Origin of the sequence: Streptomyces sp. NPDC093598, from assembly GCF_044764825.1 — a bacterium.
GTDB lineage: Bacteria > Actinomycetota > Actinomycetes > Streptomycetales > Streptomycetaceae > Streptomyces.
Genome location: NZ_JBIWIV010000003.1, coordinates 448,979 through 468,240 on the forward strand (window position 1 = coordinate 448,979; position 19,262 = coordinate 468,240).

The 19,262-nt window shown below is 70.6% G+C and carries 12 protein-coding genes, 1 tRNA gene and 1 pseudogene; 6 read left to right on the forward strand and 8 right to left on the reverse strand.

Annotated elements, in window-relative coordinates:
* Positions 1-73 precede the first annotated feature (73 nt).
* The 4 genes from ACIRDU_RS13875 to ACIRDU_RS13890 all read left to right on the forward strand — a co-directional run bounded on the left by ACIRDU_RS13875 (position 74) and on the right by ACIRDU_RS13890 (position 5,647).
* Positions 74-1,372 (forward strand): extracellular solute-binding protein, encoded by a 1,299-nt coding sequence (locus ACIRDU_RS13875; RefSeq protein WP_403578344.1) that lies wholly within the window; start codon positions 74-76, stop codon positions 1,370-1,372.
* A gap of 28 nt (positions 1,373-1,400) precedes the next feature.
* Positions 1,401-2,378, forward strand: a complete 978-nt coding sequence (locus tag ACIRDU_RS13880; protein ID WP_403578347.1) for a carbohydrate ABC transporter permease — start codon at positions 1,401-1,403, stop codon at positions 2,376-2,378.
* A 6-nt stretch (positions 2,379-2,384) separates the two neighbouring features.
* On the forward strand, positions 2,385-3,260 hold the full coding sequence (locus tag ACIRDU_RS13885) for a carbohydrate ABC transporter permease (RefSeq protein ID WP_403578350.1): 876 nt from the start codon (positions 2,385-2,387) through the stop codon (positions 3,258-3,260).
* A 107-nt stretch (positions 3,261-3,367) separates the two neighbouring features.
* The gene (locus ACIRDU_RS13890; RefSeq protein ID WP_403578353.1) at positions 3,368-5,647 is read left to right on the forward strand and encodes a discoidin domain-containing protein; all 2,280 of its coding nucleotides are present in this window, start codon (positions 3,368-3,370) and stop codon (positions 5,645-5,647) included.
* 81 nt (positions 5,648-5,728) lie between these two features.
* Here ACIRDU_RS13890 and ACIRDU_RS13895 read toward each other — a convergent pair.
* The 3 genes and pseudogenes from ACIRDU_RS13895 to ACIRDU_RS13905 form a co-directional block, all read right to left on the reverse strand.
* Positions 5,729-6,250: pseudogene (locus ACIRDU_RS13895) on the reverse strand (GH32 C-terminal domain-containing protein).
* A 342-nt stretch (positions 6,251-6,592) separates the two neighbouring features.
* On the reverse strand, positions 6,593-10,357 hold the full coding sequence (locus ACIRDU_RS13900) for an FG-GAP-like repeat-containing protein (RefSeq protein ID WP_403578356.1): 3,765 nt from the start codon (positions 10,355-10,357) through the stop codon (positions 6,593-6,595).
* A 257-nt stretch (positions 10,358-10,614) separates the two neighbouring features.
* A tRNA-Gly gene (locus tag ACIRDU_RS13905) sits at positions 10,615-10,688 on the reverse strand.
* Positions 10,689-11,256: 568 nt separating this feature from the next.
* Here ACIRDU_RS13905 and dcd point away from each other — a divergent pair.
* Positions 11,257-11,832 carry a dCTP deaminase gene (gene dcd / locus ACIRDU_RS13910; RefSeq protein WP_053670409.1) on the forward strand — a complete coding sequence of 192 codons (576 nt, stop codon included), beginning with the start codon at positions 11,257-11,259 and terminating at the stop codon, positions 11,830-11,832.
* Positions 11,833-11,843: 11 nt separating this feature from the next.
* Positions 11,844-12,356, forward strand: coding sequence for a phosphoribosyltransferase (locus tag ACIRDU_RS13915; RefSeq protein ID WP_403578360.1), 513 nt, complete (start codon positions 11,844-11,846; stop codon positions 12,354-12,356).
* A 61-nt stretch (positions 12,357-12,417) separates the two neighbouring features.
* Here ACIRDU_RS13915 and ACIRDU_RS13920 read toward each other — a convergent pair whose 3' ends face one another.
* The 5 genes from ACIRDU_RS13920 to ACIRDU_RS13940 all read right to left on the reverse strand — a co-directional run bounded on the left by ACIRDU_RS13920 (position 12,418) and on the right by ACIRDU_RS13940 (position 19,260).
* Positions 12,418-13,425, reverse strand: coding sequence for a Yip1 family protein (locus tag ACIRDU_RS13920; RefSeq protein WP_403578363.1), 1,008 nt, complete (start codon positions 13,423-13,425; stop codon positions 12,418-12,420).
* Positions 13,426-13,537: 112 nt separating this feature from the next.
* Entirely contained in the window at positions 13,538-14,890 is a 1,353-nt protein-coding gene (locus ACIRDU_RS13925) for an FG-GAP and VCBS repeat-containing protein (RefSeq protein ID WP_403578366.1), read from the reverse strand.
* A gap of 16 nt (positions 14,891-14,906) precedes the next feature.
* Positions 14,907-16,352: an FG-GAP-like repeat-containing protein gene (locus ACIRDU_RS13930; RefSeq protein WP_403578369.1), complete on the reverse strand. Its 1,446-nt coding sequence runs from the start codon at positions 16,350-16,352 to the stop codon at positions 14,907-14,909.
* A gap of 32 nt (positions 16,353-16,384) precedes the next feature.
* Positions 16,385-17,809 (reverse strand): hypothetical protein, encoded by a 1,425-nt coding sequence (locus ACIRDU_RS13935; protein WP_403578372.1) that lies wholly within the window; start codon positions 17,807-17,809, stop codon positions 16,385-16,387.
* A 35-nt stretch (positions 17,810-17,844) separates the two neighbouring features.
* Complete coding sequence (locus tag ACIRDU_RS13940) at positions 17,845-19,260, reverse strand: FG-GAP repeat protein (RefSeq protein WP_403578375.1); 1,416 nt, start codon at positions 19,258-19,260, stop codon at positions 17,845-17,847.
* Positions 19,261-19,262: the final 2 nt, after the last annotated feature.

Sequence of the window (19,262 nt, forward strand, 5' to 3'; positions counted from 1 at the left end):
CCGTCCCGGCCTGCCCGTCCCTTTTGCCCCACCCCCCGCGCCCTGTTCAGCACGACCGCAAGGAGCCGCAACCATGAGCACCCTCCGTCCCGCCACCAGAACCCTCCAGATCGCCTGTGCCACCGTCGCGGCGGCCCTGCTGGCCACCGGCTGCGGCCGCAGCGACGACTCCTCGGCCGCCGACAACGCCCCTACGAAGATCAGCAGCGGCAAGGCCAAGGGCAAGCTGGTCATGTGGTCCATGGGCGACAAGGCCGACAAGGACCTGCAGAGCCTGGCGAAGAAGTTCGAGCAGCAGAACCCGGACGTCACCGTTCAGATCACCGCGGTGCCGTGGGACGCCGCGCACGAGAAGCTGACCACCGCGATCGCCGGCGGCAACACCCCGGACATGTCCTTGATCGGCTCCACCTGGATGGCCGAGATGGCCTCCATGAAGGGCTTCCAGGCCACCCCGGCCTCGTTCAAGGAGTCCGCGTTCTTCCCCGGCCAGTGGGACACCACGAAGTACCAGGACACCTCCTACGGCGTCCCGTTCATCGCGGACACCTCGGTGATCTACTACCGGACCGACATCACCACCAAGGCCGGCATCCAGGGCGCTCCCGCCGGTGACTGGGACGGTTACCTGAAGGACCTCGAGACCATCCAGGCCACCGCGGGCAAGCAGAACCCCAAGCTGCGCAACGCCACCCAACTGCAGGTCGGCTTCAACTCCTGGCTTTTCTGGCTGCCGATGGTGTGGCAGCAGGGCGGTGACATCTACGACGCCGACGCGAAGAAGTTCACGTTCGACTCGCCCGAGGTCACCAAGGCCCTGGAGTACTACAGCGGCATCTTCAAGGACAAGCTGTCGCCGAACGACAAGACCGACGCCCGCCAGAACCTCCAGAACGGGCTGATCGGCACCGTCCAGCAGGGCCCCAGCACCGGCGGCGACCTGCACAAGAACGCGCCCGAGCTGGACAGCAAGTGGCAGACCATGCCGCTGCCGAAGGGCACGCAGTCGGCCGGCCTGGCCGGCGGCAGTGACCTGGCGGTGTTCAAGGACGCCGACAACGCCGACGCGGCCTGGAAGTTCGTCCAGTTCCTCACCGAGCCGAAGAACCTGGCCGAGTACGCGGACGCCTCCGGCAACCTGCCCGCCGCCGTGCAGTCGTGGTCGGAGGGCGACCTCGCCGAGAACCCGAAGATGGCCGCCTTCGAGACCCAGCTGAAGGTCACCAAGGCGCCCCCGGCGATCACCACCTGGCAGCAGATCGCCGACGCCATCGACTCCGAGCTGGAGAAGCTCGCCTACGGCAAGGCCACCGTCGCCGACGTGCAGAAGACCCTGCAGTCCAAGGCCACCAGCATCGGCACCGGCCGCTGAAGCGCCGCTGCATCCCTCGTACGGACGGATGACAACCATGCCCACCAGCACCATCACCGGGCAGGGCACCCGGAAGCGGGCCGCCGCCGGCAAGCGGCCCGCGGCCGCTCCTTCGCCGCGACGGAGCACCGCACGGGGTCGGCAGGCCCGCGCCGCGTGGGTCCTCGCCGCCCCGTTCCTCGCCCTGTTCCTCGCCTTCATGCTGCTGCCGGTCGTCTGGTCGACGCTGATGAGCCTGACCGACACCAAGAGCGCCGACCTGCGCACCCCGCTGAACGTGTCGTTCGTCGGCCTCGACAACTACGTACGGCTCTTCCAGGACCCGCAGTTCTTCACCGCGCTGCGCAACACGGCCGTGTTCGTCCTGGCGGCCCTGCCTCTGACACTGGCCGCCGGGCTCGCCGCGGCGGTCGCCCTCGACAGCGGCATCCGCCGCTTCCGGGCCGCCTTCCGGGTCGGCTTCTACCTGCCGGTGATCACCAGCATCGTCGCCGTCGCCGTGGTGTGGAAAACCCTCCTCGAACCCCACACGGGCCTGGTGAACACCGTCCTCGCCTGGTTCGGCATCGACGGCCCGGCCTGGCTGGCCGACACCCGTTTCGCCCTGCCCGTCATGATCCTCATGGCCGTGTGGCGCAACCTCGGCACCGTCATGATCATCATGCTGGCGGGTCTGCAGTCCGTCCCCCATTCCCTGATGGAGGCCGCCGAACTCGATGGCGCCGGGCCCTGGCAGCGGTTCTGGCGGGTCACCTTCCCCCTCCTGCGCCCCGCCCTCCTCCTTACCGCGGTCACCACGGGCATCGGCTACCTGCAGTTCTTCGACGAGCCGTTCGTCATGACCGACGGCGGACCGCTGGACTCCACCCTGTCGGCCACGTTGTACGCCTACAAGCAGTTCGGCAACGGCAACTACGACATCGCCTCGGCGGCCGGCTACGTCGTCTTCGTTCTCATCATCGCGCTGACCGTGCTGCAGTTCCGCATACTGCGCGACAAGGACTGATGCCCCATGACCACGACCGCGATCGATCCCGCTGTACAGAAGTCCGTACGCCGTCGCCGCATCCGCCAGGAGTGGGGCCGCCCCTGGCTGTACCTGCCGCTCAGCGGCCTCCTGCTGCTGATGGTCACGCCTTTCCTGTGGATGCTGTCCGGAGCGTTCAAGCCCGAGGCGGACATCCGCAAGATCCCGCCCGACCTGATCCCCACCCGCCCCACGCTCACGAACTTCCAGGAGCTGTTCAGCAGCCTGGACTTCACGAGGATGTTCGCCAACTCCGTGCTCGTGGCCCTCGCCGTCACCGCCGGGAACCTCATCTTCTGCTCGATGCTCGGCTACGCCCTGGCCAAGCTCGAATTCCGTGGCCAGCGGGCCGTGTTCGCCGTGGTCATCGCGACCCTCATGGTCCCGGGCCTGGTCACCTTCGTACCGTTGTACGTCCTGGTGGCCAACATGCAGCTGACCGGCTCTCTGCTCGGGTTGATCCTGCCGTTCCTGGCCACCCCCTTCGGGGTGTTCCTGATGCGGCAGTTCATCTCCACTCTGCCGGACGAGCTGATCGACGCCGCACGCGTCGACGGCTGCCGTGAACTGGCCATCTTCTGGAAGATCATTCTGCCGCTGACCAGGCCGGCCCTCGCCACGCTGGGGATCATCACCTTCCTCGGCTCCTGGAACAACTTCCTGTGGCCGCTGGTCGTCGCCCAGAACGAGAGCCAGTACACCCTCCCCGTCGGCCTCGCCCTCGCCAGCAGCGGACAGGACTTCACCCGCTTCGGCATCCTGCTCGCCGGAGCCGTCGTCGTCCTGCTCCCGGTGACGGTCGTCTTCCTCCTCTTCCAGCGCCACTTCGTCGCCGGTATCGCCACCACCGGCCTGAAGTGACCCCAGCTCCGGCGCCCTTACTCGGCCCCCACGCGCCGGTCCCGCCCCACCCACGTCCTGCACGGGCGCCGCCGTGCCAGGCCGTCATGCCCGCAAGGAGCCGCACCATGAAATCCACCAGCCGGCAACGACGCCGGACCGCCCTTTCCCTGACAGCCGCCGCGACCCTGCTCGCCACGCTCCCCGTCCTTCCGGCGGCCACACCCGCCTCGGCCGACTCCGCGCCCGGCAGGGCGTCGGTCTGGCTCACCGACCCGTCCACCAAGACGTACCTGTCCGAACAATCGCCGGTGACCTGGAAGACCGGCCCGGCACCCGCCGGCGCTGAGGGTTCGACCATCACGGTGGACACCACCCGCAAGTATCAGCCGATGACCGGCTTCGGGGCCTCGTTCACCGACTCTTCGGCCTGGCTGGTCGGCACCAAGCTCAACCCCAGCCAGCGGAACTCGCTGATGCGCGACCTTTTCAGCCGCCGCGACGGCATCGGCCTGAGCTTCCTGCGCCAGCCGATGGCCGCCACCGACTTCACCGTGAACGGCAACTACTCCTACGACGACATGCCCGCCGGCCAGACGGACCCTGCGCTGGCCAACTTCACGATCGACCACGACCGGTCGTACACCATCCGCCTGCTGAAGCAGGCCCGGCAGATCAACCCGCAGCTGACCCTCATGGCCACCCCGTGGAGCCCGCCCGGGTGGATGAAGACCAGCGACTCAATGAACGGCGGCCGACTCGAGCCGGACGCCTACCAGCCGCTCGCCGACTACTTCGTGAAGTTCCTCAAGGAGTACGCGGCGGCCGGCGTCCCCGTCCGCTACATCACCCCGCAGAACGAGCCGCTGCACGAACCGTCGACCTACCCGGGCATGTACCTGCCCGCCGATCAGGCCAAGACCTTCGTCACCGGCTACCTCGCCCCGACGCTGCGCAAGCAGGGTCTGTCCACCGGCATCCTGGGCTACGACCACAACTGGGACGTCACCAGCTACCCCGAATCCTTCTACGCCGACCCGGCGACCGCCCGGCAGGTCACCGGCACGGCCTGGCACTGCTACGCCGGAGACGTCTCGGCCCAGACCGTCGTCCACAACGACTACCCCAACAAACCCGCCTTCCAGAGCGAGTGCTCCGGCGGCAGCTGGGAGGGCGACGAGAAGGGCGCCTTCGCCGGTGTGATGGACAACGTCATCAACGGCCCGCGGAACTGGGCCCAGAGCGTCATCCGCTGGAATCTCGCCCTCGACTCCAGCGGCGGGCCCACCAACAACGGCTGCCAGGGCTGCCGCCCCGTGGTGACCATCTCCCCGAACACCGACGGCAAGTGGACCTACACGCCGACCGCCGACTACTGGGGCCTGGCGCAGGCCAGCAAGTTCGTCCGGCCCGGCGCCCGCCGCGTCGCCTCCAACACCCTGGGCAAGGGCAGCATCGAGGACGTCGCCTACACCAACCCCGACGGCTCCACCGCCCTGGTCACCTACAACTCCGGCAACACGGCACGCACCTTCACCGTGGGCTGGGGCGACCGCCACTTCACCTACACCCTCGCCGCCGGAGCAGCCGCGACCTTCACCTGGACCGGAAACCAGCAGGGCAGCAGTGATCCGGCCGCCATCGGCCCGGTCGACATCCCCTTCCGCAACTCCGACGGCAGCCAGGCCCTGATCACCTACGACAGCGGCCTGCTCGCCCAGCAGCCCCAGGTACGCGTCGGCGACCAGTGGCTCGGCTACACCCTGCCCACCGGGGCATCGCTCACCCCGCCCACCGGCGAGGCGGCCCTGCCCCGCGACAACTGGCAGGCGACAGCCTCCGCGAGCAGCTCGGACGACCCGCCGTCCAAGGCGATCGACGGCGACGCGTCCACCCGCTGGAGCCTGGGCCACGGCATGCAACCCGGCGACTGGTTCCAGCTCGACCTCGGCTCCACCCAGGCCTTCGACCAGATCGTCCTGGACACCAGCGCCTCGTCCGGCGACTTCGCCCGCCAGTACGAGGTCTACACCTCCGACGACGGCACTGACTGGGGGGACCCCATCGCCACCGGACCCGGCAGCACCGTGACCCGGATCCTGCTGCCCAAGACCACCGCCCGCTACATCCGCGTGGTCAACAAGGCCGGTTCCGGCAGCTGGTGGTCCCTCCACGACGTCTCCGTCCTCGCCCCGGAGGGCAAGGCCACGCAGGCCACGGGCACGAGCGCCGGCCTCCAGCGCGAGAACGCGACGCTCCCCGACGGCACCCAGCTGCAGGTGACCTACAACTCCGGCAGCGAAGCCGCCACGTTCGACGTCCCATGGGGCGGCACGACGTACAGCTACCGCCTGCCCGCGGGCGCGGCCGCGATCTTCACCACGCGGCCCGACGGAGACAAGACCTGACGGGCCCGCAGGGAAACGTGGGCCCCGCACAGTGACCTTCGGTGAAGGAAACCGTGCGGGGCCCAGCTGCGACAGGGGCGATTACACCTCCTGCGCTTGCCTCCCATGAAACGGTTCCTGGCGGATCCCGCCCGGGACCAGGTTCCATGCCTCGACCGTGAAGTCGCTGTGGCCGGTGCCTGTCGTGCGAGCTTGAACCCGCCACGGTCCGTCGGTGCGCGGATAGAACCTGAGCGTGAGGACGTGACCGTCAGCGAGAAAGACCTCGGCGACCGAACAGTCCACGATCACGCACAGCTCAACTGCCGTGCCGTCCAGGGCGGCCGGGCATGGGACGGCGTACGCGCCTGCTCATGCACGCTGGTCCAGTGAGGCGTGGCTGCGGTCGACGGTGAGGTGGCCGGTCGTGGCGTCGAGGCTGATGTCGAGGTACTCGGCTCCGTCCGCGGAAGTGATCAGACGCAGGCCGCTCAAGCCCGTCGGGTCAGGCTTCAGGACGGCGGTGAGGTCGAAGCTGTGGCCAACCTTCCCCAGTTCGGCCGACTCGGCCGGTGTGACGTGTCCCGTGCGCCGCAGGACCCGTTCCCCGCGCAGGGCGAGCAGTTCGCGGGCAGGGCGTAAACAAACCCCAGGCCGCTGACCTGGGGTTCATCATGGAGCGGGTGACGAGAATCGAACTCGCGCTCTCAGCTTGGGAAGCGACGGCGCTTAGGGAGACAGATCGCTTCTGACCTGGGGCTATGTGCTCTCGTGTGGCGCTGGAAAGCTTGGGATCGCACCGCTGTTGACCGTGGTTTACCGGTCTTATGGGCACGGACCCGCATGTGCACGGTGTGGTTCTCCCTGCGTGCGGAGTAGCCGGCTGCGAACGTCTCCGCCACTGAGGACGAGGAAGGCCCCGACCGCAACCGGTCGGGGCCTTCCTCGTCCTCTCACGGCGTCGAATCAGAAGAGTGCCTTGTAGCCTTGCCATCCGGTGGCGATCTTCACCCGGCCGGAGAACGAGCCGTTGCCGTTGCCGCTGTTGCGCCACAGGTTGCCGGAGGCGTCCCGAGAGACGAGGTCCGCCTTCCCGTCACGGGTGATGTCCCCGACGCCGACGACGACGTTGTACGCCGCACCCCAGTCGTCGAACACCTTCGTCCGCGATGCGAACTTCCCTGTGCCCGTGCCGTTGTAGCGCCACAGCTCGTTCGAGGCATCCTGCGCCACCAGATCCCCGTGGCCGTCACCGTTCAGATCCCCGACCCCGACGATCTTCTTGTAGCCCCGCCAGTTGTCGTACAGCTTCACCCGCGTCGCCGGCTTCCCGTCGCTGGTGCCCTTGTGCAGGTACACCGCCCCGGTGGAGGAGTTACGGGTGATCAGATCCGCCCGCCCGTCACCGGTGACGTCCCCCGGCGAGGTCAGCACGTTGTACTGGTTCCAGCCCGTGCCCAGCGAGACGTACGACGTCGACGGCGTGACCGCCTTCCCGCAGCCCGGCCGGTACGCCCGCAGGGAGCCGTCGGCCATCCGCACCAGCACGTCGTTGCACCGGTCACCGTTCACGTCCCCGAACGGGATCGCCCTGACCGATGTCGACCAGCCCGAGCCGCTGGTCTTGCCCGAGAAGACACCCGTACCGGAACCATGGTGGAAGGTGAGCGAGCCGCTGGAGTTCAGCGTCAGCAGATCCCCGACACCGTCCGGCACCGAACCGGTACCCGCGTGGTCCCTGGTCGCCGCCGTGATGACGCGTGCGGAGGACTCGGCGGTCGTGCTCTCCCAGCCGCTCTTGCGTGCGGTGACGGCCACGGTCACCTTCTTGCCGCGCAGCGAGGCGGGCACCAGGTACGTGGAGGCGGTGGCCCCCGAGATCACCTGGCCGTCGGCCTTCCACTGGTAGGTGTACGAGTCCGCGGCCGGCGTCCAGGAGCCGGGCGCGGCAGTGAGCTTGGAGCCGACCTGGGCGGTGCCGGTGACGGCCGGGGCCGTGGTGTTCTTCAGCGGGGCCGGGCTGACCGTGAAGGAGCCACGCGGGTACTCCCAGCCGTTGTGGGTGAGGACGCTGAGGTTCCAGTCGCCCGGGGTGAGTCCGCTCAGGTCCAGAACGGCCGTCAGGGACTTCCGGTCGGCGGCCACCGAGGTGGTGGTGGATACGACCGTCTTGCCGGACTTGCTGATCCGTACCTTGTCGTCCTCGTGCAGGGCGGTGCCCGTCACGGTCACCGTGGTCTTGGTGCCGCTGACGCCACTGGTCGGGGTGACCGTGCCGACGGTGATCTTCTCGGTGCCGCAGAGTGAGGACGTGCAGACGAGCTCCGCCTTGTAGGCGGTCTGCGAGGCCTTCTCGGGCAGCCCGACGACCAGGATGCTCGGGGTGACCTCCGTCGTGTACGGCTCATTCACGGAGCACTTGTAGCCGGTCGGGATGTGCAGCGTGCAGGTGTTGTCCAGGCTGGCGTCGTACAGCGCGGGCACGGCCGTCTGGGTCCCGCCCGCGGTGTCGCTGACCACGAAGTCGAAGCGGTCGCTGTACGCGGTGGGCAGCGCCGCGCAGACCGCGGTGTGCTGCTCGTCCAGGGTGCCGGTGACCGGCCCGTACCCGTAGCTGACGTTCGGGGCCTTGGCGCACTCGGCGGCCGGTCCGGCGGGGGTCGCGATGCGTAGCGCGTCGAACCGGTAGGACTCGGCGGCCTTCAGGTTCGCCGGGACGGTGACGAGGACCTGGTAGCTGGTGGAGCCGGTGACCGCGCACGCCTTGTTGCGGTACGAGCAGACGGCGTCGCCCTCCGCGTCGTACACCAGGATGTTGGCGGTGCCCAGCGGGTCGCGGACATCGAGGTGCAGGGTGTCGCCGGCGTCGGCGGTGGTCACCTGACGGCAGAGCAGCAGGCCGGGTGCGGCCGGAGTGCCGCCCGTGGACGGGCCGTCCACCGCGGTCGCCGGGTTCGCCGCGCAGCCCTGGGCGGTGGCGGTGACGTCACGCCGGGCGAGGGTGTACTCGGCGGCGGTGTCGCGGCCGGTGACCAGCACCGTGTGCGCGACGCCCGGGTCGAGGGCACAGGTGGTCCAGGTGGACAGGGAGGACGAGACGCCACAGACCTGCTTGCCGTCGGCGTCCAGCACCGAGAACTTGGCGGTGGAGCCACCGGAGACGGCCCGCAGCTGGAGGTTCTCCATCGCGCTGTGGTCGTCCGCCGGGATGGACAGGCAGTGTGAGAAGACGCCGTCGCCGGTGCCGAACCGGGCCGTGGCGCCGCCGGCGGTGAAGTCGCCCGCAGGAATGGCCGGGCAGCCGTTCGCCGCGTCGGTGCGGTGCAGGGCGATGCGGTACGAGCCGGTCGCCGTGTTGTCGTCGTCGGTGGACACCAGGGCGCGGAACGGGGCGGCCCCGGTCAGCGCGCAGGTGCCCGTGCCGAGGGACTCCCAGTTGCATCGCTGGACGCCGTCGGCGTCGACGACCACGACCTCCGGCTGCGGAGCAGGACCGCTCAGGGGCGTCAGCGCGGCCATCCGGGCACCCTCGGGCAGCGGCAGTGTCAGGCAGTCGGTCTCGCCCGCCGTGGCGAAGGTGCCCTGGTGGGTGCCGAGTTCGACGGGCTCGCAGCCGGCGGTGCCGGCCCGGTCGAGGATGAGGGTGGCGCGGTCGGTGAGGACGGTGTAGTCGCCGGCGGGGATGCCGCAGCCGGCGCACACGGTCTTCCCCCCACGGTCGTACACGGGGAGGGAGGAACGGGCCCCGTCCGTCACCTCGTACACGCTGTACCGTCCCGCCGCCGCGGCGGTGAAGACCTTGCAGCCGGTGGCCGGATCCACCGTGGTGGGCGCGGAGTTGTACGCGTTCACCGGGACACGCGCACAACCCGCGGGGTCGGACAACCGGCGGATCTTCAGGGTGTACGGGGCGGGGAAGCCGCGCTCGGCCTGGCGGACGTGCCCCAGCACCCGGTACGGCCCGTCGCCGGGCAGCACACACCCGTCGCTGTCGTCCTCGTTGAAGTGCGGGCAGATATGGGCACCCGTCTCATCGGTGATCCAGTTGACGCTCTCGCCGTACGTGTCGGTGCCGAAGTCGACCGTGATCCGCTCGCCGGGCTTTCCCTTGAACGGATGACACACGAGGCCGTACGGAGAGACCGCGGAGCCGGTGACCGGGGGCAGGTCCCACGAGGTGCCGGTCTCCTGCGCACAGCCCGCGGTGGCGGCCAGCGGGGTGACGGTCACGGGGATCTCGCGGCTCCCGGTCCCCCAGGTGGTGTTGGTCAGCTTCAGGGTGAAGGCGCCGGCGCGCGGCAGCGCGCACCAGCCGCTGCCCCACGTGGTGTCGTAGCAGTCCAACTGGGTCTCACCGTCGAAGACCTCGGCGGTCGTCGCGGTCCTCTCCGTCAACACGCGGTGCAGGCCGGGCTGCTCGGCGGTGAAGGTGAAGCAGGCGCTGCCGTCGGCGGCGACCGTCGCCTTGCCCACTGCGGAACCCGGGTCGCCGAAGGGGGCGAGCGGAAGGGTGGCGCAGTCTTCGGCGGCGGAGGCCGGGGCGGACGACGCGGTACTGCCGGCCATGGTGGCCGATGTGGTGGCATCGGACGCGGCCGTGGTCATGGTGCCGTTGGACGCCTGTGCCGCGCCGACCGGGAGAAAGGCCGCCAGCAGGACCGACAGTGTGAGTGTGAACAGGAGCGCGGTGTACGCCGCGGGTCTCCCGCGTACGCACAGGCGGTAGGGCATTGCGTTCCCCCCAGGACGGCGTCGAGCGACGCAGGTGAATGCCGGGGCCCCAGGTGACAGCGGGTCGAGGGCGGCGCACGGCGAAATCAGGCGAATGATCGCACAGGTGTGCCTCTTGATACACCTGTGTCGGATGTCTCGGAGCCACCCGCCGAACTGGGAACGCGACACCGCCGCGAAGAAGAACGCCGACGAGCCTTGTGTCAACCGGTCTAGACAACAAAGAACCCCCGGGTCTCTGACCTGGGGGTTTCACATGGAGCGGGTGACGAGAATCGAACTCGCGCTCTCAGCTTGGGAAGCTGATGTTCTACCATTAAACTACACCCGCGTAAGACGCCGACGGAGTCGGTGTCGAATGCTCGCTCACTCTACCTCATGTCAGGCCTCCGGCGTTCGCGCCGTGGGGCCTGAGGGCGTTTCAGGCGTGGGATGCGGCTGCGGGGGAACGGAGTTGGGGCGTACGGTGGTGGGGCGCGAGAGGGCCCGGGCGGGACCGGAGTGCCGCCTGGAGGGCTGTTCCTTTGATCCCGTACTGTGGCTTTTGTCGTCAGGCAAGCAGCAGCCAGACGCGGCTCTTGGGGAAGGGACTCTTGGACTTGATGGAGCGCACCGTCGTCCGTTGTGCCGATGGACACGTGTTCAGTACCGCTTCGTTCCCGATGCAGCAGGCCGATCGGCTCGGCCCCGGGCGGCTGCTCCGGTGTCCGCGATGTGCGCGGCTCCGCAGCGTGGTGCCCGTCAGCTATCAGAAGCGGTAGCAGCGGCAGGAGCGGCAGCAGCCGTAGTAGCCCGTAGTGGCCGTAGCGGCGTAGCGGACAAAGCAATAGGAAACAGGCATAAGGCGCGCGGAGACGTCCGGTGACGGTCGCTCCGCGCGTCTTGCGTATCCTCGGGGCGTGCTTCTCTCTGACAAGGACATCCGGGCCGAGATCGACGCCGGGCGGGTGCGGATCGATCCGTATGACGACGCGATGGTGCAGCCGTCGAGCATCGATGTGCGGCTGGACCGCTACTTCCGGGTGTTCGAGAATCACCGGTATCCCCACATCGACCCCGCCATCGAGCAGGCCGATCTGACCCGGCTCGTGGAGCCGGAGGGGGACGAGCCGTTCATCCTGCACCCCGGGGAGTTCGTCCTCGCCAGCACGTACGAGGTCATCACGCTGCCCGACGATCTCGCCTCGCGCCTGGAGGGCAAGAGTTCGCTGGGGCGCCTGGGGCTGGTGACGCACTCCACCGCCGGCTTCATCGACCCCGGCTTCAGCGGGCACGTGACCCTGGAGCTGTCCAACCTCGCCACCCTGCCCATCAAGCTCTGGCCGGGCATGAAGATCGGGCAGCTGTGCATGTTCAAGCTGAGCTCGCCCGCGGACTTCCCGTACGGGAGCGAGCGGTACGGGTCCCGGTACCAGGGGCAGCGCGGGCCGACCGCCTCCCGGTCCTTCCTCAACTTCCATCGGACCCAGGTGTGAGCGGCTCGGGCATGAGTGACACGAGCGTGAGCGGTGTGCGGGAGAACCTGACCTACGAGAAGTTCGGCGTCGCCGTGCGCGAGCTCGCGCAGGCCATCGCCGACGACGGCTACGAGCCCGACCTGATCCTCAGCATCGCCCGCGGCGGCGTCTTCGTGGCCGGTGGGCTCGCCTACGCCCTCGACTGCAAGAACATCCACCTCGTGAACGTCGAGTTCTACACCGGGGTGGGGACGACCCTCGAGATGCCGGTCATGCTCGCGCCCGTGCCGAACGTGATCGACTTCTCGCGGAAGAAGGTGCTGATCACCGACGACGTCGCCGACACCGGCAAGACGCTCAAGCTGGTGCGCGACTTCTGCCTCGACACCGTCGCCGAGGTGCGCAGCGCCGTCGTCTACGAGAAGTCGCAGTCGCTGGTGAAGTGCGATTACGTCTGGAAGCGCACCGACGACTGGATCAACTTCCCGTGGAGTGTCGAACCGCCCGTCGTGCGGCGGGCCGGCCAGGTGCTCGACGCCTGACAGGCGTGAGAAGAAGAGGGGCTCCCCAGGCGGGGAGCCCCTCTCTCGTGTCTGGGGAACCTCAGACCGTGCCCAGCTTCACGATCGACAGCAGGGCGATCAGCTGGATCGCCGACGCGCCCAGCGCCTTCGGCCAGGGCAGGTCGTGGGAGCGGCCGACCATGAGGGTCAGCAGGGCCCCGCCCGCGATCCAGGTGGCCCAGCCGAGCAGCTGGACGAACATCGCGTCGCCGCCCGCGAACATCGCGAAGACCAGGCGGGGCGCGTCCGTGAGGGACATGATCAGCATGGACAGGCCGACCGTGGGCTGCCAGGCGCCGTCACCGCCGAGCTGGCGGGCCAGGGTGTGGGTGACCACGCCCAGGACGAAAGCGCTCAGCACCATCGCGACGGCCGTCGTCAGGACGATCGGCACGGCATTCGACAGTGTGGCGTTGATCGCGTCCTTGCGGGCGCCGTCGAAGCCGAAGACGGCGAGCAGGCCGTAGAGGAACGTGACGATGAGGGCCGGGCCCCACATCGAGTAGTCCCGCATCTGGAGGAACGTCTGGTTGGGGGCGAGGACGATCCCCCGGAGCAGAGCCTTCCAGTGCAGGCGCGGGCCGATGGGGCCGGGCGCCGGGGCGGCCGAGCCGGCGCGGTAGGTGTCGCCCTGGGTGTAGGGGTCCTCGCCGACCGAGAAGGCCTGGGTGTGGCCCGGGTTGTTCGCCGCGTACGGGTCGGGCGGGCCCTGCGGGCCGGGCGGGTACGCGCCGTCGCCGAAGTACTCCGGCTCGCCCTGGCCGCCGTAGCCGCCGCCGTGCCCGGCGTTCGGCTGCGGCCAGGTGGGGCCGCTGCCGCCGTACGGCTGCTGCTGCGGGTACGGCTGCGGCGCCGGCGGGTAGCCGTACGACGGCCCCTGCGGCGTCTGCTGCCCGTTCGGAGGGTTGTGCGGTCGCGTTTGAGGAGCGCCGTTGTTCCGGCCGCGTCCGATCCTGAATCCAGCCACGTCTTCGAACGTACCTGGTCCCCGGCGGTGGCGTGCCGGGCCCGGGCTTCCGGGCCCGGCTTTGCGGCCGAGCTGTGACATCCCTTAAGGGGCTGGGGCTTTGGGAGTCCGTGGGGTGTCAGGGTTCGGCCGTACGGGGCTCGCCCCTCGGGCCCCACCCGGCCGAAGAAGCCGGGCCACCCTTCAGGCCCGGTCAGTCGGGAAGCGAGCCGCCCAGCTCCGGCAGGACGATCGCGCCGGTCTTCGTCGGCACCGTGCCCGTGCCCGGCATCAGCAGTGCGCCGCCCGCCGCGCCCACGGCCAGGTCCGCCTTGCCGTCGGCGGTCAGGTCGCGCAGGCGGACGGTGTAGCCGAAGGCGGCGTGGGAGTCGGCCGGGCCGAGGACCGTCTGGGCGATCCACGAGGAGCGCGCGCCGCTGAGGCCGCCGGAGCCGCCGCGGAAGACGTGGACGCCGCCTTGGTCCTCCTCGCCGTCGACGTCCTCGTGCGGGACGCCGACGGCGAGGTCCGCGTAGCCGTCGCCGTTGGTGTCGGCGGCCGAGATCGCGTAGCCGAAGTCGTCGTCGGCCTCGGGGCTGCCGGAGACGCCGGAGGTGGCCTGGGTGAGGGTCACCGACGTGCCCGGGCCCGACGACGTGCCGCGCCAGATCGTGACCGCGCCCTTGCCGTTGTCCTTGTCGGGCACGCCGAGGGCGATGTCGCCGTAGCCGTTCTTGTCGAAGTCGCCGATGACCGGGCTCGGGTAGAGGCCCTCCTGCCGGTCGCTGAGGGTCTTGGACGCGCCCGAGGCCAGGCCGGAGGAGGTGCCCTTCAGGTACCAGGCGCGCTCCCGGATGTCGCTGCCGGTGATCTCCGTGCCGATGACCACCAGGTCGGTCCTGCCGTCGGCGTCGACCTTTCCGGCTCCGAGAGCGGTGGAGTACCAGCCGCCGGACTCCTTGTCGATCTTGCTGACCTTGCCGGTCGTGCCCGACTTGGTGAAGGGGCCGCGGTACAGCCACGCCTCCTCGCCGCCGATCACGGCCAGGTCGGGGGAGCCGTCACCGGTGAAGTCGCCGGTCGCCAGGTCGCGGCCGAAGTGGCCGGCGGAGCCGCCGAGGGGGGTGATGTTGGTGCCGCCGGACAGGCCGGACTTGGAGCCCCACAGGACGGTGACCGTGCCGCGGTACTCGTCGCTGCCCACGTGCTCGAACGGGTTGCCGACGACGAGGTCCGCGTAGCCGTCCTTGTCGAGGTCGGCGCTCGCGAGGGACGCGCCGAACTGGTCGTCCTCCTCCCCGGAGCCGGGGACGCCGGCGCTGTCCTGGTGGAGGAACTTCGGGTGGGCGGTGTCGAGGCCGGTGGCGGTGCCGTACACGACGGTGATCGTGCCGCCCTCGCGGTCGACGTCGTTGTAGCCGCCGTAGGCGAGGTCGCGGCGGCCGTCGCCGTTGAAGTCGTCGTAGTGCTTGGCCGGCGCCGCGGAGGCGGGGCCGGTGAGGAGCAGGGGGGTGACGCCGGTCGCCAGCAGGGCGGCGACCAGGGCGGTCGTGGTGGATCTGCGCATGAGGTCTCCTGGTTCGTCAGCCGATGAGGCCGGCGCCGAACGCGCCGTAGGAGCGGGTCTGGCCGAGGCTTCCCGGGCCGAAGGTGCGGGCGCCGTCGGTGACGGGACCGGTGGCCGAACCGCGCAGGGCCGTGATCGCGCCGATGCCCTCGTCCTCGAAACCGGCGGTGACGGTGAACTCGGGGCGGCCGTCCTTGGTGACGTCGGCCAGCAGGACGTCCGCGCCGAAGTAGTCCGTGGCCTCGGCCGAGCCCGGGACGCCCGCGGTGTCCTGGGTGAAGGTGCGGGCGCCGGTGCGCGAGACGCCGGAGGCGGAGCCGTTCATCAGGATGGTGGCGCCGGTGTTCTCGATGGTGCCGACGTCCTCGAAGGTGACGCCGATGGCGAGGTCGCCGTAGCCGTCGGCGTTGGCGTCGCCGATGGAGAGCGCGCCGCCGAACGCGTCGTCCGCCTCGTCGGCGCCGGGGACGCCCTCGGAGTCCTGGGTGAGTTCGGCCATGGGCGCGTCGCCGTTGACCGGGCCGCCCTCCGAGCCGCGGATGACGACGACCTTGCCGCCGAGCGAACCGCTGTGGTCGTTCTCCTTCGACCAGACGTTGCCGATGGCGATCTCGTCGTGGCCGTCGCCGTCGATGTCGCCGAGGGCGAGGGTGGTGCCGCCGTTCAGCGGGCGGGGGAGCGAGGTGTCCAGGCCGGTGGGGGTGCCGAGGTAGGCGGCGCCCTTGGACCAGCTGCCCGACTCGTCCGAGTCGAGGTCGACGCGGTAGGTGAGGGCCAGGTCGGACCTCCCGTCGTTGTTCGTGTCGCCCGCCGCCATGGCGTCGACGCTGTACGACGCCTCGGGCAGGGCGACCCGCTGGACGGCGCCGGTGGTGCCGGTGGTGGTGAAGGGGCCGCGGATGACGTACGGGTCCGCGTAGGCGCTCGCGGCCAGGTCCGCCTTGCCGTCGCCGTCGAAGTCGCCGGCGGTCAGCAGGTTGCCCCAGTGGTTGTGCGTGGAGGCCGCCGGGTCCTTCACCGTGGTGCCGTTCCTCAGGCCGCTCGCCGAGCCCCACAGGACGGTGACGGAGCCACCGTCGACGTCCTCGCCGACATCCTCGCCGGGGGAGCCGACCGCGAGGTCGGTGTAGCCGTCGCCGTTGAGGTCGGCCGGGGCGATCGCCTCGCCGAAGGTGTCCTCGGCCTCGGCGGCGCCGGGCACACCGGCGGTGTTCTGGCTGACCACGGTGTGCTTGGCCGGGTCGAGGCCGGTCGCGCCGCCGTAGACCACGGCGACGTAGCCGGCCATGCCCTGGCCGTCGACCCTGGCGTAGGGGGCGGCGAAGGCGATGTCGCCGTAGCCGTCGCCGTTGAAGTCGGCGGTCGGGCCGGTGCCGGGTGCGGCGGTGGCCGCCGTGGCGGGCAGGGCCGTGAGCAGGCCGGTGGTGAGGGCCGTGGCCAGGAGGAGGGTGCGTGTGCGCATCGGGGTCCCCGTCGGGTCAGGAGCGGTGGTGATCAGGAGTTGAGGGCGGTGCCGTAGCCCGGGGTGCCGGCCGTCGAGATGCCCGTCGTGCCCGGGCCGAAGCTCGTCGAGCCGGTGGCCGTCGGGCCGGTCGCCGTGGCGCGCAGGGACCAGACGGCGCCGTCGCCGGCGTTCTCGCCGGGCGCGGAGACGGACAGGTCGGCGCGGTGGTCGCCGGTGTGGTCGGTGAGCGTGACGCGTTCGCCGAAACGGTCGCCGTGCTCCGAGGCGCCGGGCACGCCCGCCGTGTTCTGGGTGTACGAGGTGGCGCCCTGGGTGGTCAGGCCGGACGCCGAGCCGTACAGCACGGTGACGGCGCCGGCGGAGCTGTTCTCGCCCGCGGTGCCGATCGCCAGGTCGGCGTGTCCGTCGCCGTTGACGTCGCCGAGGGAGACGCCGCTGCCGAAGCGGTCGCCCTTCTCGGAGGCCCCGGGGACACCGGCGGTGTCCTGGGTGAGGACGAGCGGGGCGCGGCCGCTGTCGCGGCCGTCGGGTCCCCCGTAGACGACGGTGACCTTGCCGCCGAGGGCGCCCTCGGGGTCGGCGGAGGCCTCCCGGTCGTTTCCCACGGCGATGTCGGCGTGGCCGTCGCCGTCGATGTCGCCCACGGCGGAGACGAACCCGGCGGGCAGCTTCTGCAGCCAGTCGACGTAGTTGCCGATCTTCATGTCGGCGAGGGAGGTGGCGGCGGCGCCGTTGTGCGCGGCACGGCCGTGCAGGACCACGCGGGGGTGGCCGTCGCCGGTGACGTCGCCTGAGGACAGGTGGGTGACGCCGTGCGAGGACGACCACCAGTCGTTGCTCGAGCCCGAACCGCCGTTGGAGGGGCTGGTCTGCGTGAACGGGCCGTCCACGAGGGAGAGAGTGACCGGGCCGGTGGAGCCGACCGCGACGTCGGTGTCCCCGTCGCCGTCGAAGTCGCCCGCGGCCAGTGCCTGGCCGTAGCGGTCGTAGTCGGTGCTGAAGAAGCTGAACAGCGAACGGGCCCCGGACAGGCCGGACGCCGATCCCCAGACGACGGTGACCGTGCCGTCGTTGGTGTCGCTGCCGTCCTCACCGGGTGTGCCGATCAGCAGGTCGGCGTAGCCGTCGGTGTCCAGGTCGGCGGAGGCGAGCGCGGAGCCGAAGGCGTCGTCGGCCTCGGCGGCGCCGGGCATGCCGGCGGTGTTCTGCGTCAGGAGGGTGCGCGTGGAGCTCTTCGGGCCGCTCGCGCTGCCGTAGACCACCGACACGGCCCCTGCCCTCGCCTGCCCGGCGACCGTGGCGCCCGGCGCGCCGATCACGAGGTCGGTGCGGCCGTCGCCGTTGAAGTCGTAGGGGGCGGCGGCCGTCGCGGCGTGCGCGGCGGGAACGGAGAGGGTGAGGGCGAGCGGGGTCAGGGCCGCGGCGAGGACGGCGGCGGTGATACGGATGCGCATGGGTGTACGTGCCTCACGGGGGAGTCGGCGGGGCGTCACTGGGCCACGGCCGATCCGAGGTTGACGCTGCCCTTGAGGGAGACGGCGGTGGTGGTGATGCCCTGCGCGCCGCTCGTGGTCAGGCCGGAGGCGGAGCCGCGCAGGGTCCACAGACCGCCCGTGGAGTTCTCGCCGTACACGCCGACGACCAGGTCCGCCTTGCCGTCCTTGGTCACGTCGGTCAGGCCGACCGCGGAACCGAAGCGGTCCGAGGACTCGGCGGAGCCGGGCACCCCGGCGGTGTCCTGGGTGTACGACGTCACTCCGCTGCCGGTCCTCAGACCGGAGGCGGAGCCGAACAGCACGGTCACCGAGCCCGCGTCCGTCGCCGAGCCGAGGTCCTCGCCCGGCGCGGAGACCACGACGTCGGCGTACCCGTCGCCGTTGATGTCGCCGGTGCTCACCGCGCTGCCGAAGCCGTCCTCGGCCTCGCCCGCACCGGGCACGCCCGCGGTGTCCTGGTGGACGACGGTCGGCTGCTGCGCCGGGTCGGGGCCGTTCGGGCCGCCGTACCAGACGGTGATCTGGCCGCCCTTGTGGCCGCCGGGCTTGAGGTCGTACGGGTCCGCGGAGTCGCCGAGGACGAGGTCGCCGTAGCCGTCGCGGTTGATGTCGCCGATGGAACCGGGGTAGCCGTCGGCGTTCGGCAGGTCGGCCATCTTGTACGACGTGCCGGTCCAGCGGAAGTAATCGATCTGGCCGCCGGTGTCGCCGTCCACGTTGAACGGGTAGACGCGCTCGGCCGCGCCGTCGCCGGTCATGTCACCCGCGAACACCTCGAACGTGGTGCCGACTTCGCCGACGCGGAGGTTGTTCAGCGGGCCGCCGGTGCGGGTGAAGGGGCCGTGGTAGATGCGGGTGTGGCTCTGGCCGGTGAGCGTGACGTCCGTGTCGCCGTCGCCGTCGAAGTCGCCGGTGGCGATGCCCCGGGAGAAGTTGCCGTACTCGGAGAGCGTCGACGGCTGCGGCAGGCCCTTGCCGCTGGTCAGGCCCGACTTGCTGCCCCACAGGACGGTGCCGGAGCCGACGCCGTCACGGTCGCCGACGCTCTCGTTGGAGGCGCCGACGACGAGGTCGGAGTAGCCGTCCCGGTCCAGGTCGCCGGTGGCCAGGGCGGAGCCGAACAGATCGCCCGACTCGGCGGTGCCGGGCACGCCCGCGGAGTTCTGGGTGATGACGGCCTTGCGGGTGGCCGAGACACCGGTCGCCGAGCCGTACAGCACGACGACGGCGCCGGCGCAGGAGGCCGAGCCGACGTCGGCGCACGCGGCGCCGGCCGCGACATCGCGGTATCCGTCGCCGTTGAAGTCCCCGGCGAGACCGGAGGGGGCGGCGGTGGCGGGGGTGGCGGGCGTGGTGGTGAGCAGGCCGGTGGTGAGCGTGGCGGCCAGCAGGAGGGTGCGCTTGCGCAAGG

Bases quoted from the DNA above. Each gene is read 5' to 3' on its own strand.
- ACIRDU_RS13930 (WP_403578369.1), bottom strand. From the start codon at position 16,352: ATGCGCACACGCACCCTCCTCCTGGCCACGGCCCTCACCACCGGCCTG.
- ACIRDU_RS13915 (WP_403578360.1), top strand. From the start codon at position 11,844: ATGAGTGACACGAGCGTGAGCGGTGTGCGGGAGAACCTGACCTACGAG.
- ACIRDU_RS13900 (WP_403578356.1), bottom strand. From the start codon at position 10,357: ATGCCCTACCGCCTGTGCGTACGCGGGAGACCCGCGGCGTACACCGCG.
- ACIRDU_RS13885 (WP_403578350.1), top strand. From the start codon at position 2,385: ATGACCACGACCGCGATCGATCCCGCTGTACAGAAGTCCGTACGCCGT.
- ACIRDU_RS13925 (WP_403578366.1), bottom strand. From the start codon at position 14,890: ATGCGCAGATCCACCACGACCGCCCTGGTCGCCGCCCTGCTGGCGACC.
- ACIRDU_RS13920 (WP_403578363.1), bottom strand. From the start codon at position 13,425: ATGTCACAGCTCGGCCGCAAAGCCGGGCCCGGAAGCCCGGGCCCGGCA.
- ACIRDU_RS13935 (WP_403578372.1), bottom strand. From the start codon at position 17,809: ATGCGCATCCGTATCACCGCCGCCGTCCTCGCCGCGGCCCTGACCCCG.
- ACIRDU_RS13880 (WP_403578347.1), top strand. From the start codon at position 1,401: ATGACAACCATGCCCACCAGCACCATCACCGGGCAGGGCACCCGGAAG.
- ACIRDU_RS13890 (WP_403578353.1), top strand. From the start codon at position 3,368: ATGAAATCCACCAGCCGGCAACGACGCCGGACCGCCCTTTCCCTGACA.
- ACIRDU_RS13875 (WP_403578344.1), top strand. From the start codon at position 74: ATGAGCACCCTCCGTCCCGCCACCAGAACCCTCCAGATCGCCTGTGCC.